Source organism: Gilliamella bombicola (assembly GCF_900094945.1).
GTDB classification, from domain to species: domain Bacteria; phylum Pseudomonadota; class Gammaproteobacteria; order Enterobacterales; family Orbaceae; genus Gilliamella; species Gilliamella bombicola.
In genome coordinates this window covers 1-15,013 of record NZ_FMAQ01000008.1, presented here as the reverse complement: position 1 = coordinate 15,013, position 15,013 = coordinate 1, and the positions used below count along the sequence as shown (strand labels likewise).

14 protein-coding genes, 1 rRNA gene and 1 pseudogene are annotated in these 15,013 nt (G+C 34.4%); 13 read left to right on the top strand and 3 right to left on the bottom strand.

Going from position 1 to position 15,013, the window contains the following annotated elements:
• Positions 1-299 precede the first annotated feature (299 nt).
• Positions 300-983, top strand: coding sequence for a DnaA inactivator Hda (gene hda, locus GA0061081_RS07475; RefSeq protein ID WP_085247622.1), 684 nt, complete (start codon positions 300-302; stop codon positions 981-983).
• Position 984: 1 nt separating this feature from the next.
• Positions 985-1,764, top strand: coding sequence for a Cof-type HAD-IIB family hydrolase (locus GA0061081_RS07470; protein WP_091349217.1), 780 nt, complete (start codon positions 985-987; stop codon positions 1,762-1,764).
• Positions 1,765-1,788: 24 nt separating this feature from the next.
• Here GA0061081_RS07470 and GA0061081_RS07465 read toward each other — a convergent pair whose 3' ends face one another.
• The 3 genes from GA0061081_RS07465 to tusB all read right to left on the bottom strand — a co-directional run bounded on the left by GA0061081_RS07465 (position 1,789) and on the right by tusB (position 3,863).
• Positions 1,789-2,895, bottom strand: coding sequence for an anhydro-N-acetylmuramic acid kinase (locus GA0061081_RS07465; RefSeq protein WP_091349213.1), 1,107 nt, complete (start codon positions 2,893-2,895; stop codon positions 1,789-1,791).
• 4 nt (positions 2,896-2,899) lie between these two features.
• Positions 2,900-3,463, bottom strand: a complete 564-nt coding sequence (gene tsaC / locus GA0061081_RS07460; protein ID WP_091349209.1) for an L-threonylcarbamoyladenylate synthase type 1 TsaC — start codon at positions 3,461-3,463, stop codon at positions 2,900-2,902.
• A gap of 118 nt (positions 3,464-3,581) precedes the next feature.
• Entirely contained in the window at positions 3,582-3,863 is a 282-nt protein-coding gene (gene tusB / locus GA0061081_RS07455) for a sulfurtransferase complex subunit TusB (RefSeq protein ID WP_091349206.1), read from the bottom strand.
• 128 nt (positions 3,864-3,991) lie between these two features.
• Between tusB and tsaE the strand changes: the two genes are divergently transcribed.
• The 11 genes and pseudogenes from tsaE to GA0061081_RS07400 form a co-directional block, all read left to right on the top strand.
• Positions 3,992-4,468, top strand: a complete 477-nt coding sequence (gene tsaE / locus GA0061081_RS07450; protein WP_091349384.1) for a tRNA (adenosine(37)-N6)-threonylcarbamoyltransferase complex ATPase subunit type 1 TsaE — start codon at positions 3,992-3,994, stop codon at positions 4,466-4,468.
• 62 nt (positions 4,469-4,530) lie between these two features.
• Positions 4,531-5,235 (top strand): annotated as a pseudogene (locus tag GA0061081_RS07445) (N-acetylmuramoyl-L-alanine amidase); the annotation flags it as partial.
• A 20-nt stretch (positions 5,236-5,255) separates the two neighbouring features.
• Entirely contained in the window at positions 5,256-7,106 is a 1,851-nt protein-coding gene (gene mutL, locus GA0061081_RS07440) for a DNA mismatch repair endonuclease MutL (protein ID WP_091349199.1), read from the top strand.
• Positions 7,103-8,017 carry a tRNA (adenosine(37)-N6)-dimethylallyltransferase MiaA gene (gene miaA, locus GA0061081_RS07435; protein WP_091349197.1) on the top strand — a complete coding sequence of 305 codons (915 nt, stop codon included), beginning with the start codon at positions 7,103-7,105 and terminating at the stop codon, positions 8,015-8,017. Before mutL ends, miaA begins: the two co-directional genes overlap by 4 nt.
• 262 nt (positions 8,018-8,279) lie before the next feature.
• The gene (gene hfq / locus GA0061081_RS07430) at positions 8,280-8,525 is read left to right on the top strand and encodes an RNA chaperone Hfq (protein WP_085247646.1); all 246 of its coding nucleotides are present in this window, start codon (positions 8,280-8,282) and stop codon (positions 8,523-8,525) included.
• A gap of 18 nt (positions 8,526-8,543) precedes the next feature.
• Entirely contained in the window at positions 8,544-9,839 is a 1,296-nt protein-coding gene (hflX, locus tag GA0061081_RS07425) for a ribosome rescue GTPase HflX (protein ID WP_091349194.1), read from the top strand.
• A gap of 23 nt (positions 9,840-9,862) precedes the next feature.
• Positions 9,863-11,080, top strand: a complete 1,218-nt coding sequence (gene hflK, locus GA0061081_RS07420; protein ID WP_091349191.1) for an FtsH protease activity modulator HflK — start codon at positions 9,863-9,865, stop codon at positions 11,078-11,080.
• A gap of 10 nt (positions 11,081-11,090) precedes the next feature.
• Positions 11,091-12,029 (top strand): protease modulator HflC, encoded by a 939-nt coding sequence (hflC, locus tag GA0061081_RS07415; protein ID WP_091349187.1) that lies wholly within the window; start codon positions 11,091-11,093, stop codon positions 12,027-12,029.
• A gap of 20 nt (positions 12,030-12,049) precedes the next feature.
• Positions 12,050-13,348 (top strand): adenylosuccinate synthase, encoded by a 1,299-nt coding sequence (locus GA0061081_RS07410; protein ID WP_091349183.1) that lies wholly within the window; start codon positions 12,050-12,052, stop codon positions 13,346-13,348.
• Positions 13,349-13,437: 89 nt separating this feature from the next.
• Complete coding sequence (gene purT, locus GA0061081_RS07405; RefSeq protein ID WP_091349180.1) at positions 13,438-14,619, top strand: formate-dependent phosphoribosylglycinamide formyltransferase; 1,182 nt, start codon at positions 13,438-13,440, stop codon at positions 14,617-14,619.
• 302 nt (positions 14,620-14,921) lie between these two features.
• Positions 14,922-15,013, top strand: a 16S ribosomal RNA gene (locus GA0061081_RS07400); the annotation flags it as partial.

The window sequence follows — 15,013 nt, the reverse complement described above, 5'->3', positions numbered from 1 at the left end:
AAGGTTATTAATGCGATCATAACAGCTTGTGATCCTAATTTATCACAGAGTTATCCACAAAAAATAAATTTGTTTGCTTAAATTTTATCCTTTATTGCTTCTATTCTATACTTACTCAATGAGCTTTTATTAAAGATCTAACATATTTAATTCAAAAAACTGAATGATGAATATGAAACAAAATAGTAAGTAAATTATAATATGATACTAGGATATTTTTCTTTTCTATAAAAGTGATTGATTTTTATGAAAGCAAATTTATACTTAACATGATTATGTTTTTATTGTGAGGTTATTTTATTACTCTTTCGCAGCTACCTTTACCTTTTTCATTACCCAATAATGAAACTTTTGATAGTTTTTATGTCGGTGATAATCGATTATTGTTTGATTCATTGCAAACCTTATTAGGTAAAGAGGGGTTTAATATCTTTTATATATGGTCGGCTAGCGCTGCGGGTCGAACTCACCTTTTACATGCATCAAGTCAAAATAAATTAGCCAGTTATATTCCCTTAAAGCAGTACTATCATCTTGTGCCTGAAATTCTGCAGGGGTTGGATCATTATGATTTAGTCTGTTTAGATGATATTGATGCAATAGCTGGTCATAGAGATTGGGAAGAAGCTATTTTTGATTTATTTAATCGTTTAACTGAAAAAAACGTGAGTAAATTATTGATAACGGCAAGTAGACCGCCTAAACAAATCTCTTTTATATTACCTGATTTGGTTTCTAGATTATCTTGGGGGCAAGTTTATCAATTAAAAGAGCTTAGCGATGATGATAAGCTTAAAGCCTTACAATTAAGAGCGCAATTAAGTGGGTTTGAATTATCAACAGAAGTTGGGTTATTTTTATTAAAGCGCGTTAACCGTGATATGCGTACACTGTTTTCTTTATTAGAAAAGTTTGAAGTTGCAACGCTTGCGCAACAACGTAAATTAACCATTCCTTTTATTAAACATATTTTGGATTTGTAATATGAGCAAGAAACCTGATGCTATTGTTTTTTTTGATTTAGATGGAACATTATTTAATAGCCAAATTGATGTATTACCCAGCTCTTTGGAAGCTATAAACAAATTAAAACAAAATAATATTACACCAATGATAGCAACGGGTCGAACACCTTGTGAAGTGGTTGATTTAATGAAAAAGACTCAGATTGAGTCGATAATTGGCATGAATGGACAAGTTGTTTTATATCAAGGCGAAAAGGTTTTTACTAATGATATTGATAAGGATGTTATTGAGCGGTTGTATCAATTTTCTAAACAGCAAACAGGTATCCCACTGTCTTTTTATAACCACGAAATTATGCGAGTGTCGCAAGATAGTGAACCGGCTAAAAAATTTTATCATTTTCTTAAGCAGCAAGTTCCGCCTGTTGATGATCAGATTTATTTAAAAACATCTATTCAGATGCTTTTATTACTTTGTGAATCAGGAGAGGCACTTTATCGAGATGTTTTTCCTGAGCTAACCTTTATTCGTAATACGCCTTACTGTGTTGATGTTTTTAATCATGGTGGTTCTAAAGGTTATGGTATTACTAAGTTGTTAAAAAATAAAGGGTTTACTGATGTACCAACCTATGCCTTTGGTGATGGCATGAATGATTTTGAAATGTTTTTAACCGTTGATCACCCTATTGCTATGGGTAATGCTGTTGATGAATTAAAAGCACAAGCTGAGTTTGTGACAGATACTAATAATAATGATGGAATAGCTAAAGGATTACAACATTTTGGTTTGATTTAATCAAAATCTATCTATATTTTTAGTTTATTGATAATAAACTCCTAAACAAACAGCTTGACTTGCGCCAGTTACCTCTGGAATATTTGATGGAATATTATTGATTCGACAATAAGCAAGCCAAGCAAAGGCTATTGCCTCCATATCATCACCATTTATGCCTTTTGTGTCGGTTGTTAATACTGCCCACGATGGTAATAATGCTGATAATCTTTGCATTATTAGTGGATTTTTAGCTCCTCCACCGCAAACTAAAAGCTCACAAGGTAATGTGCTGACTATAGGTAATTTATTAATTTCGTTGGCAATGGATAAAGCAGTAAATTCAACAAGCGTTGCTTGAATATCTTCTGCTTTTAAATGTGTTCCTATTAATTTTTTATGTAACCAAGGTAAATTAAATAGTTCTCGTCCTGTGCTTTTTGGTGCGGGTATTTGAAAGTAGTCTTCTTTATATAAAAGCTTTAATAAGTCTTGATTTATTTTACCTGTTTTTGCCCATAAACCATTTTTATCATAGTTTTTACCTAAATGTTCTTTTATCCAACCATCCAGTAATACATTACCTGGACCTGTATCGTAACCAATAATAGTATGGTTAGGAATTAATACTGAAATATTACTTATTCCCCCAATATTTAATACTACACGATTGATTTGTGGATCTTGTAGTACCGCTTTATGAAAAGCAGGCACTAGTGGTGCGCCTTGGCCTCCATAAGCCATATCTTTACGACGAAAATCGGCAATAGTGGTTATACCTGTTTTTGCAGCAATAATATTGGCATCACCAATTTGTAAAGTAAATGGGTAATCGCCGTTTGGTGCATGGTAAATTGTTTGTCCGTGACAACCAATAGCTTTAATTTTTTGTTTATCAATATTATTATCTTTTAAAAACTGATTTATGCTATCAGCAAACAGTTTGCCTATTTGATAATCTATCTCACCTAAATTTTGTAATGTGGTTTGCTGGGTTTCACATAATGTTAGTAAATGCTTTTTTAAATCAGCGGGCATTGGATAGCAGTTGCTCGCGATTGATGTAACGTTTTTGGCAGTAATATTAACTAAAGCAATATCAATTCCATCCATGCTAGTACCTGACATCACACCAATATATAAATTTTGCATAAAGTTACCCTTGCCGAATGATTTGCCCTGTTTTGATGTCTTTAATTTGCGATGGTTGTGATCGATGACCTGTGTCACCGGCTAAAATTGGGAAATATGGACCAAATTGTTTGGCGACTTCGATGGCAGTTTTGCAAGGATTATGAGTAGAAAGATTAGCACTAGTTGACACAATCGGTTTGCCATAAAGATCACAAAGCTTGCAAACTAAAGGATGATTAGTGACGCGTACCGCAATAGAATCAAATTTACCTGTCAAAAAATAAGGCGTATTTTTATTTTTAGGAAAAACCCAAGTAACAGGTCCAGGCCAGCTAGTAAGTGCTAACTGTTTTTGTTCATTGGTAATGGCTGATTGATCTATATAAGGAACTAGTTGTTGGTAACAACTAGCAATTAAAATCAAACCTTTATCTATTGATCGTTGTTTTAGTTGTAGTAACTTTAATACGGCTGATTCACTATCCGGATCACAACCTAGACCAAAAACGGCTTCAGTTGGGTAAGCGATCACTTCACCATTTTTTAAATAATTACTTATTTCCGATAGCGTTAATAAATTAGCCATTAAATTTGAATATTAACTGAGTACAATTAATATTTATATTAAACCTAGGTTTTAGGTTTTGCAAATTAGCATGATTTAGCTTTTAAATGGTGACAATAGTGAATGCTATGGTCTATAGTCATTCCCAGTTCATTTGTGGAAAATGGTTAGCTGTAAGTTCAACGACCTGTTGCATATTAATAATTTTAAGCCTTGAATCGATAATATTACTTAGGCCTCGTGCTTTAATATCACTGTTAATTATATAGCAATGCTCGGTTTTATGGATAATATCATTTAATAATGGATTATTTTGTATAGCCAGAATAACGCCATTTTGCCAGAACAATACGGCATCTTGTGCCGATATTAATTGTGGATTTATGGTTGAAGGATTTGCTGTCGATATTGTATGTAGCATTATTTTTCACTTTTTATATTAAAACGTAAGTTTTCTTGAAACTTTTTGATAAAATCTAGATTATCTGTTTGGTACATATTTAATGGTTATTAGTATATAATAAGGAGTATTTATTGAGCAAAGAGTTCATCATGAATCCGATTATTTTAACCGATGAGCAACAAACGATTTTGTTTGGTAGTAAGCTTGCCAAACTGTGTTTAAACTATTTGTCTAAACATGATGATACTATTGTTATCTATTTAATTGGCGATCTTGGTGCAGGTAAAACGACTTTTAGTCGTGGCTTTTTACAACAATTAGGTCACACAGGTAACGTAAAAAGTCCAACTTATACATTAGTAGAACCCTATCATTTTGATAATTTTTCTGTTTATCATTTTGATTTGTATAGACTTTGTGATCCAGAAGAGCTAGAGTTTATGGGGATTCGTGAATATTTTTCTTCACGATCGATTTGTTTAATTGAGTGGCCAGAGCAAGCAAATGGTATCTTACCTAGTGCTGATCTTGAAGTCCATTTGGCTTATTTAGCATTTGAACGTACAGCTTCTGTGCAGGTAGCAAGCGAAAAAGGTCAAGCGATTATTAATTTATCACAATAGAAATAAACAATAAAAAGACAATGAAAAAACTAATCACTTTTTTTATGTTATTACTGCTTTGTAGCTCTGCTTATGCAGCTAAAGTTGTGATTGCCGTTGATGCGGGGCATGGTGGTAAAGATTCTGGCGCAATAGGAAAAAATAAGTTATATGAAAAAACTGTTACGTTTTCAATTGCAAAAAAATTGACTAATTTGTTAAACAAAGACCCTAACTTTAAGGGGGTTCTAACTCGTACTAGCGATAATTTTATTTCTGTTTCGCAACGATCCGAAATCGCTCGTAAAAATAAAGCTAATTTATTAGTTTCAATTCATGCCGATGCTGCACCAAATAGAAATGCATCTGGTGCTTCGATCTGGGTTTTGTCAACTAAACGTGCTGACACGGAACTTGGTCGTTGGCTTGAACAAGATGAAAAACAGTCGCAATTATTAGGTGGAGCTGGTGATGTGCTTAGTGATGATCATGATCCTCATTTAAGCCAAGCTGTGTTAGATTTACAATTTTCTTATTCTCAACAAGTGGGTTACGAGTTAGCAAAGCAAGTGTTAAAAGAGATGAAAGGAACAATAAAGTTACATAAATCTGCTCCAGAACATGCAAGTTTAGGTGTATTACGTTCACCAGATATCCCATCGATTTTAGTTGAAGTTGGCTTTATTTCTAATCAAAATGAAGAAAGTTTGCTTGGTAGTAATGACCATCAAGATAAGATAGCTAAAACTATCTATCAAGGTATAAAAAATTACGTTAAGCAAAATCCAAAATTTGGAGAACAGCATTAATGCCAATTCATATCCTTTCTCCCCAATTAGCCAATCAAATTGCTGCTGGTGAGGTGGTAGAACGTCCCGCGTCTGTCATCAAAGAGTTAGTTGAAAATAGCCTTGATGCGGGTAGTACTCAAATAGATATTGACCTTGAGCAAGGTGGCTGCAAATTAATTCGTATTCGTGATAATGGTTGTGGTATTGCTAAAGATGAATTAGCGTTGGCACTTGCTCGTCATGCGACAAGTAAAATCAGTACGCTAGATGATTTAGACGCAATTATTAGTCTTGGGTTTCGTGGTGAGGCGCTAGCGAGTATAAGTTCGGTTGCTAGATTGACATTAACTTCACGTACCGCTGAACAATCCGAAGCATGGCAAGTTTATGCTGAAGGGCGGGATATGAAGCCGATGATTAAACCTGCAGCCCATCCAGTAGGATCGACTGTCGAAGTACTAGATCTGTTTTATAATACACCGGCAAGACGTCGTTTTTTAAAAACAGAAAAAACTGAGTTTATGCATATTGAAGAGTTTGTTCGGCGTATTGCACTTACACGTCCTGATGTTACCTTTAATTTACAACATAATGGTAAACTCGTTAAGCAGTATCGTTCATCAACTCTTGAAAAAAGAGTCGAATTAGTTTGTGGCCGATCTTTTATGCAAAAAGCTGTAAAACTAGATTGGCAGCATGATGATTTACTCATTCAAGGTTGGGTCACCAGTAGTGAAAGTAGTGATTGGCAATATTTTTATGTTAATGGGCGGGTCATCAAAGATAAATTACTTAATCATGCATTGCGTCAGGCTTACATCAGTCGTACGAATGAACAACAAAGTTATGTGGTGTTTTTACAAATTGATCCAAAACAAGTTGATGTTAATGTTCACCCAGCCAAACATGAAGTCCGTTTTCATGAAGCAAGACTGGTTCATGATTTTGTTTATCAAGCGATTGTGATGGCCCTTGAATCAAATTTATCTGTAACAGAAGAAAAAGTAACCATAACACCCAATCGACAAGCTGCCGGTGAGAATATCTTTAATCAAAAAACGGTTGCTAATTCTTATAAAACAAGTAGCCAATTATCGAAAAAACCAAGCAATTATGCTAAAGAAAATGCATTATATGGTGAGTTAGTCAATGTTGCTCTTCCCCAAAAGACAGTGCAAATTGAGCAAAAACAGTCATGTTTATTGGCAGAAGATGATGGAATAACAGCACCACAAAAAGCGGTTATTGAAGCATTATTTCCTAAACGAAATACTCCGCTACAATCATTACAACAGCAACTTGATAGTTCATCATTAGTACAGTTTGGTCGAGTATTAACAGTTATTCATCCTGATATTGCACTGCTTGAAAAGTATGAAGATAATCAGCAAAAATTAATGTTGATGAAATTAACTATTGCTCAGCAAAAAGTGACTGCAATTAAACTATTATCACAAGACTCTGAAAAATTGCTTATCCCATTAACAATTTTAATTAATAGTAAAGAGCAGCAAGTGCTTTCCAGTTATCAACCTCAGTTGAATTTTTTAGGTTTTGATTTTTATATTGATAAAGCAAAATTGTATTTGCAAAATGTTCCTAAAATGTTGCGCACTATCAATTGGCAGCAATTATTACCGGCATTAATTGCTTTTATATCCGATTCAAAAAATGGAGAGTTAGATCCTACACAAATAGCGGCTTGGTTAGCTAATCAGTATGATGATAATCACACTATGATCTGGAGTGTGGCTAAAGTCATTCCGTTGCTTGCTCAATTAGAAGAGATAGATATTAATCTATTACAACAAGAATCATTTTTATATCCGATTGATATACAATCTTTAACTCAATCAATTTTATCATGAATAAACCAAAAATTATTTCGTTAATGGGACCAACAGCATCCGGTAAAACGGCATTTGCTATGGCGCTTTACGATCGTTATCCTATTGATATTATTAGTGTCGATTCTGCTTTGATTTATCGCGGTATGGATATTGGTACCGCAAAGCCAACTAAAAAAGAGCAACAAAATTATCCACATAAATTGATTGATATTTGTGATCCCGCAGAGAGTTATTCAGCGGCTAATTTTAGGCATGATGCAATTGTAGAAATTGAAAAATCACTAAAAAAAGGTCGAATTCCATTGTTAGTTGGTGGGACAATGCTTTATTTTAAAGCGTTAATTGAAGGGCTTTCACCACTTCCAGCGGCTAATAGTGAAATTCGTGAACAAATAGAAGAAAAAGCCAATAAATTAGGTTGGCAAGCGATTCACGATGAACTAAAAAAAGTCGATCCCATTTCGGCTAAAAGAATTCATCCTAACGATCCACAGCGCCTTAATCGTGCTTTAGAAGTTTATTTAATCTCGGGTAAGAGTCTAACTGAACTGACACAAGAAAGCGGTGAAGCATTACCTTATGATATTATGCAGTTTGCTATTATGCCGCAAGATCGGGCACAGTTACATAAACGAATTGAACAACGTTTTTTACAGATGCTAGATCAAGGCTTTGAAGATGAAGTAAAACTGCTTATGCAGCGATCTGATTTGCATTTAAATTTGCCTTCTATTCGTTGTGTGGGGTATCGCCAAATGTGGGAATATTTAAATGGTGAGACCAGTTATGATGAAATGGTTTTTAAAGGCATTTGCGCTACTCGTCAATTAGCTAAAAGACAAATTACGTGGCTTCGGGGGTGGAAACAACCTATAACATGGTTAGATAGTAATAGTATTACGGATAGTGCTTTTGATCATATTTTTTGAGTCGTATTGAAAATAATTCTTTTTTATTTTGTAAAGAAATTTTAGATTTGTGCGATTTTTTAGCTTTTTTTTGTTTTATTTTTGTAAATTTATTAAATTTTTAGTTATTTTTGCATAAATTTCAATTGGCAGGTTTAAGAGCTGAGTTTTTTATGTTATTTTGGTATATGTTATAGGTATCTTATATTTAAAGTTAAATAGATATTTATTTTTTATATAGTTATTTTATCTTCATATTATTATCATCTTAAAGGATAAACTCATGTCAAAAGGGCAGTCATTACAAGATCCTTATCTAAATTTGCTTCGTCGAGAACACATTCCTGTATCAATCTATTTAGTTAATGGTATCAAGTTACAAGGACAAATTGAATCATTCGATCAGTTTGTTATTTTGTTAAAAAATACTGTAAGTCAAATGGTATATAAACATGCTATCTCAACAGTCGTACCATCTAGACCTATTTCTGGATTGTTATCTCAACCCGAAGAGGAAGGCGAAAGCTGATATTTCTGGAGAATCTGATTGTTTGAGCGATATAAAGGCGGTGAAACTGCCTTATTAGTCCATGTATTCTTCCCTCAAGAAAACGATATCGAGGATCTAAAAGAGTTTGAAGTATTAGTTTCTTCTGCTCAAATAGATATTCTCGATATTGTAACAACTTCAAGAAAATCGCCTCAAACCAAATATTTTGTTGGTGAAGGTAAAGCACAGGAAATCGCTGAAAAAGTTAATCAACTTGATGCTTCTGTTATTTTAGTAAATCATACTTTAACCCCCTCACAAGAACGCAACCTCGAACAGTTGTGTAAATGTCGTGTTGTTGATAGAACAGGATTAATTCTTGATATTTTTGCACAACGAGCCCGAACACATGAAGGTAAATTGCAAGTCGAGTTAGCACAGTTACAACATCTTTCGACTCGATTAGTTCGAGGTTGGACGCATTTAGAACGACAAAAAGGTGGGATTGGCTTACGAGGTCCTGGTGAAACGCAATTGGAAACTGATAGACGACTGATTCGTCATCGTATTCAGTTGATTTTATCAAGGCTTGCAAAAGTTGAAAAACAGCGAAATCAAAATCGTCAATCAAGAAATAAAGCTGATCTCTCAACAGTATCTTTAGTTGGTTATACTAATGCGGGTAAATCAACATTATTTAATGCATTAACAAATGCTGATGTATATGCAGCTGATCAGTTATTTGCTACACTCGATCCAACACTACGACGAATTATTGTTGATGATGTTGGCGAAGTTGTTTTAGCAGATACGGTTGGTTTTATTCGCCATTTGCCACATGATCTTATAGCGGCTTTTAAAGCAACATTACTTGAAACGCAGGAAGCAACATTGCTATTACATGTTGTTGATGCAGCTGATCCTAATTTATTGGATAATATGCATGCCGTTGATGACGTTTTGCTCGAAATTAATGCATACGAAATACCAACATTACTTGTTATGAATAAAATCGATTTGATAGAGGGTAAACAACCAAGTATTGATCGAGATGAAAATGGTATTCCGATTCGAGTTTGGATTTCAGCGCAAAATGGTTTAGGATTAGATCTGTTATTGATTGCTTTAAAAGAAAGGCTTGCTAAGCAAATTCAGGTTTGCCATTTGAGTGTGCCAGCTTATTTAGCAAAACTAAGAAGTCGTTTATATCAGTTAAATGCAGTAGAAAATGAATTTATTAATGAGGATGGTAGTTTTCATCTAGATGTGAGAATTCCCTCTATTGAATGGAATCGCCTCTGTAAACAAGAACCAGATCTGTTATACTTAATCAATAAGCAAAATAACAACTAATTGTTAAATGGAGCATATAATATATGGCGTGGAATCAGCCCGGCAATAACGGACAAGATAACGACCCATGGGGTAATAATAACAAAAAACCGGCTAATAATTCTTCTAATGGTTTAATTGATAAAGTTAAGGGATTCTTAAAAAAAGGTAATTTTGGTAATAATAGAGGTAGTTCTGGAATTAAATTACCGATGAATACTACTAAAATTATTCTATCGGTAGTCTTTTTACTCGTTATGATTTGGGGTGTAAGCGGTTTTTATACGATTAATCAAAGTGAACTTGGGGTAATTACTCGATTTGGTAAAGTTCAACCCGAAATTCTTCAACCTGGGTTAAATTGGAATCCACCATTAATTGATAAAGTGTATAAAGTTGATGTACAAAGTACGCGAAATTTTAATCTAGACGGCTTTATGATAACAACCGGTGACGATTTGGACTTTGTTGAGATGAAGGTAGAATATAGTATCGTCGATCCAATTAAATATTTATTTAATGTTACTAATGTTAAAGATAGCCTACAACAAGCAGCGGATAGCGCTTTGCGTACTGAATTTGATAGATTTGGTATGAAGGGTGTTTTTACTAATGACAGTTTGACATTAGTAAACCGTATAAAAGATGAATTGACTAATATTATCAATAATTATGATATGGGCATTAATATAGTAGATATTAATTTCCAATCAGTTCGTCCTTCTACAACAGTACAAGAAGCTTTTAATGGTATTATGAAAGCTCAAGAAGATAAAAAACGTGAAATAAACAATGCTACAACTAAAAAAACCACACAAATTCAAGAAGCAAAAGCTCAATCAGCCGTAATTTTAGCTAATGCAAATGCATATAAAGTTAAAGTGGAACTTGAAGCCGCTGGCGATGTAGTTCGTTTTGAAAAAGTCTTATCACAATATAAAGAGGCTCCCGAACTTACAAAAGAACGTCTATATATTGAAACTATGGAAAGAATATTATCTAAGACTAGCAAAATTATAGTTAATGATAAAAGCGGAAATTCGGTGGTTCTACCATTAGATCAACTGTTAAAAAACAAAAATGAAAAAAATCCTGAGCCATTGACTTTACCAAACTCAAATAGTAAAGATATGCCGAATTCTTCTGAAGCAGTAAAAGATCAGTCTCAGACAACACAGGAATTACCAAAAGAGGCTAAAAATAGTACAGATAATTCCAATCTTGGAAATACTGCACGAACTCCGCGGTTTATAGGGAAGTAAGGAGATAAATATGCGCAAATTATTGATTCCTGTAATATTGATTTTAGTTGGTGTGTTTTTGTCTAGTACTTATGTTGTCGAAGAGGGAACACGTGGTATTGTTTTACGATTTAATAAAATTATAAGTGTATCAGAGCCTGGATTACATTTTAAAGTTCCAGGAATGGATAATGTCAAAGTTGTTGATGCTAAAATCCAAACTATAAATAATTCTAGTAAGTTAGATCACGAACAAAAACTCATAACTCATGATAATAAAGAATTAATTATTGATTATTTTGTGCAATGGAGAGTCGTTGATTTTAATCAATACTATAAAGCTATTGCAGGAAATAATAATATTGAAAACTTATTGTCTACTCGTTTAAATAGTCGTTTAAAGGCTGAAATTGGTAAATTAGATATCATTGATATTCTTAATAACACAAATAATAGCTCTCATAATTCTATCTTGGTAAGTATTAAAGATGCATTAAATGGCCTTGCTCAGGCGGTGGTTGAAAATAAATCAACAGGAAATCTTGCCAATGAGGCTGAAAAAGATACTGAAAATAATGAAATAAGTATAAGATCTTTTGGTATTGAAGTTATTGATATTCGTATAAAGAATGTTAGATTTCCTCAAGAAATATCTAAATCTATTTATGATAAAATGAAAGAAGAACAGCATTCTCAAGGTGTTCAGGTAGTAAATGAAATACAAGCAGAGACTATACTGGAAGTAACAAAGATATTATCTGAAGCTGAACGCGAATCTCAAGTTATTCGTGGTGAAGGCGATGCCAATGCCGCTAAACTTTATACGGATGCTTTTGGTAAAGATATAGAGTTTTTTAGCTTTATTCGTAGTTTAAAGGCTTATGAACAAAGCTTTACAGGTAATGATATTATGGTTATTAGCCCTGATAGTGAATTTTTTCAATATATGAAACTAAAATCTAATAAATAATTGAATGAGATAAATAATCTATGAGTAATAATGTTGTTGTGCTAGGTACACAATGGGGTGATGAAGGCAAAGGTAAAGTTGTTGATTTACTCACAGAAAAAGCAAAATATGTGGTTCGCTATCAAGGTGGACATAATGCTGGTCATACATTAGTGATTAATGGTGAAAAAACAGTATTACATTTAATTCCATCAGGAATTTTACGTAATGATGTAATAAGTATTATTGCTAATGGTGTTGTGCTATGTCCTGATGCTTTAATGAAGGAAATGCATGAGTTAGAAAAAAGTGGTATTCCTGTTAAAGAACGGCTCCTTATTTCTGAATCTTGTCCTTTAATTTTGCCTTATCATATTGCGTTGGACCAAGCACGAGAAAAAGCGCGTGGTAGTAAAGCTATTGGAACAACAGGGCGCGGTATTGGTCCAGCCTATGAAGATAAAGTAGCGCGACGAGGACTTCGGGTTGGTGATTTACGTGATCGCCAAGCTTTTGCTGAAAAATTAAAAGAAGTGATGGAATATCACAATTTCCAACTAGTTAATTATTACAAAGCAGAAGCAGTAGACTATCAACAAGTTTTAGATAATACATTAGCGATAGCCGACATTTTAGTTGCTATGATTGCCGATATTCCTGCACTTTTAGAAGAGGCACGCAAAAAAGGCGAAAGAATTATGTTTGAAGGGGCACAAGGTACATTACTTGATATCGATCATGGTACTTATCCTTTTGTGACCTCTTCTAATACTACAGCCGGTGGTGTTGCTACAGGTTCTGGTTTTGGTCCGCGTTATGTTGGTTATGTGTTAGGTATTGTTAAAGCTTACTCTACACGTGTTGGTGCCGGTCCGTTTCCTACAGAATTATTTGATGAAACCGGTGAGTACCTCTGTAAGCAAGGTAATGAATTTGGTGCAACAACTGGTCGTCGCCGTCGTACTGGATGGCTTGATGCAGTCGCTGTTCGCAAAGCGGTACAACTTAATTCTATTTCTGGATTTTGTTTAACTAAACTTGATGTTCTAGATGGACTTAAAGAAGTGAAGATCTGTATTGGTTATCAACTACCAAATGGTGACATCATTAAAAATGCCCCAGCGGCGGCCGAAGAGTGGAGTTTAGTTAAACCTGTTTATGAATCGATGCCTGGCTGGAGTGAATCAACCTTTGGTGTTAAAAGTTATGATGCTCTTCCACAAGCAGCTAAAGCTTATATTAAACGGATTGAAGAGTTAACTGAAACACCGATTGATATTATTTCAACAGGACCTGATCGAAGTGAAACAATGATTTTACGCGATCCATACCAAAACTAATTTAGCATCAATCAAATCGGGATAATTGTCCCGATTTTTTGTTTTTAGGATGTTGTTTTCCAGAAAAACTCACTGCGTAAGAGGAAATTATGACTAAACTAGGAACACCATTATCACCAACTTCAACTAAAGTATTACTTTGCGGTGCGGGCGAACTTGCTAAAGAAGTTGTCATTGAGTTACAACGATTGGGGTGTGAGGTTATTGCCGTTGATCGTTATGCAAATGCGCCTGCGATGCAAGTTGCTCATCGGTACCACATTGTTAATATGCTTGATGGGGATGCTTTAAGAAAAGTCATTGAAGCAGAAAATCCAGATTATATTGTTCCAGAAATTGAAGCTATTGCAACATCTACACTCATTGAGTTGGAAGAAGAAGGTTTTACGGTTATTCCAACAGCAAAAGCAGCACAACTAACCATGAATCGTGAGGGAATTCGTCGACTTGCAGCGGAAAAATTAAAATTACCAACCTCACCTTATCGATTTGCTGCAAATGCAACTGAATTTAGAAAAGCAGTCAAAGAAATTGGTTTTCCTTGTTTAGTCAAACCCGTTATGAGCTCTTCTGGTAAAGGACAATCGCTATTAAGAGGTGAAGCAGATATTGAATCTTCATGGACATATGCACAAGAAGGTGGGCGAGCCGGTGGTGGAAAAGTAGTTATTGAAGGCTTTATAGATTTTGATTATGAAGTGACATTATTGACCGTCAGGCATATTCATGGCGTCTCATTTTGTGAACCTATTGGACATCGCCAAGAAAAAGGTGATTACCGAGAATCTTGGCAACCACAACAAATGTCTAACAAGGCATTAATCTTAGCAAAAGATATTGCAACCAAAATAACTGATGCCTTAGGAGGGCGAGGCTTGTTTGGTGTGGAATTATTTGTTAAAGGAGATCAAGTATGGTTTAACGAGGTTTCTCCTCGTCCTCATGATACTGGTATGGTTACACTTATTTCACAAAATTTATCTGAATTTGCATTACATACTAGAGCCATATTGGGGTTACCAATTCCTATTATTGAACAATATGGTGCAAGTGCTTCAGCTGTTTTAATCGTAGAAGGCGATTCAAAACAAGTCTCCTTTGCTAATTTAGATAAAGCATTGAATGATCCACAAACTGATTTACGTCTATTTGGTAAACCAGAAGTAAAAGGAACAAGAAGGATGGGCGTTGCGTTAGCTAAATCGGTAACGGTCAAGGAAGCGATTAGTAAGGCCATTAATGTAGTAAAACAAGTAAAAATAACCTTGTAATTGGTTGTTTTGTGCAAAAAGCAATCATTCAATTTAAAAAAAGCAAAATTTCTAAAATAGGGGTTGACGTATACGAGTGAAGTGAGTAACATACGCAACCCTTGAGACAGCAAACTAAATCAGCGAAAAGTTGATTAAAAATAGAAGCTGTCAGCTCTTTAAAAAGAAGAAACAGACAATCTGTGTGGGCACTTGCGAGACGAAGAATTAAAAGTCTACGGACTTAAAAAAATCAAGTCTTGATAAGTGACACTGAAGATTCATTTGAATATGTCAGAGACAGTTATTGAGCATCAAACTTTAAATTGAAGAGTTTGATCATGGCTCAGATTGAACGCTGGCGGCAGGCTTAACACATGCAAGTCGAACGGTAACATGAGTGCTTGCACTTGAT

Coding starts and splice junctions, on each gene's coding strand:
- GA0061081_RS07470 (WP_091349217.1), top strand. CDS start 985: ATGAGCAAGAAACCTGATGCTATTGTTTTTTTTGATTTAGATGGAACA.
- GA0061081_RS07465 (WP_091349213.1), bottom strand. CDS start 2,895: ATGCAAAATTTATATATTGGTGTGATGTCAGGTACTAGCATGGATGGA.
- tsaC (WP_091349209.1), bottom strand. CDS start 3,463: ATGGCTAATTTATTAACGCTATCGGAAATAAGTAATTATTTAAAAAAT.
- tusB (WP_091349206.1), bottom strand. CDS start 3,863: ATGCTACATACAATATCGACAGCAAATCCTTCAACCATAAATCCACAA.
- mutL (WP_091349199.1), top strand. CDS start 5,256: ATGCCAATTCATATCCTTTCTCCCCAATTAGCCAATCAAATTGCTGCT.
- miaA (WP_091349197.1), top strand. CDS start 7,103: ATGAATAAACCAAAAATTATTTCGTTAATGGGACCAACAGCATCCGGT.
- hfq (WP_085247646.1), top strand. CDS start 8,280: ATGTCAAAAGGGCAGTCATTACAAGATCCTTATCTAAATTTGCTTCGT.
- hflK (WP_091349191.1), top strand. CDS start 9,863: ATGGCGTGGAATCAGCCCGGCAATAACGGACAAGATAACGACCCATGG.
- hflC (WP_091349187.1), top strand. CDS start 11,091: ATGCGCAAATTATTGATTCCTGTAATATTGATTTTAGTTGGTGTGTTT.
- GA0061081_RS07410 (WP_091349183.1), top strand. CDS start 12,050: ATGAGTAATAATGTTGTTGTGCTAGGTACACAATGGGGTGATGAAGGC.
- purT (WP_091349180.1), top strand. CDS start 13,438: ATGACTAAACTAGGAACACCATTATCACCAACTTCAACTAAAGTATTA.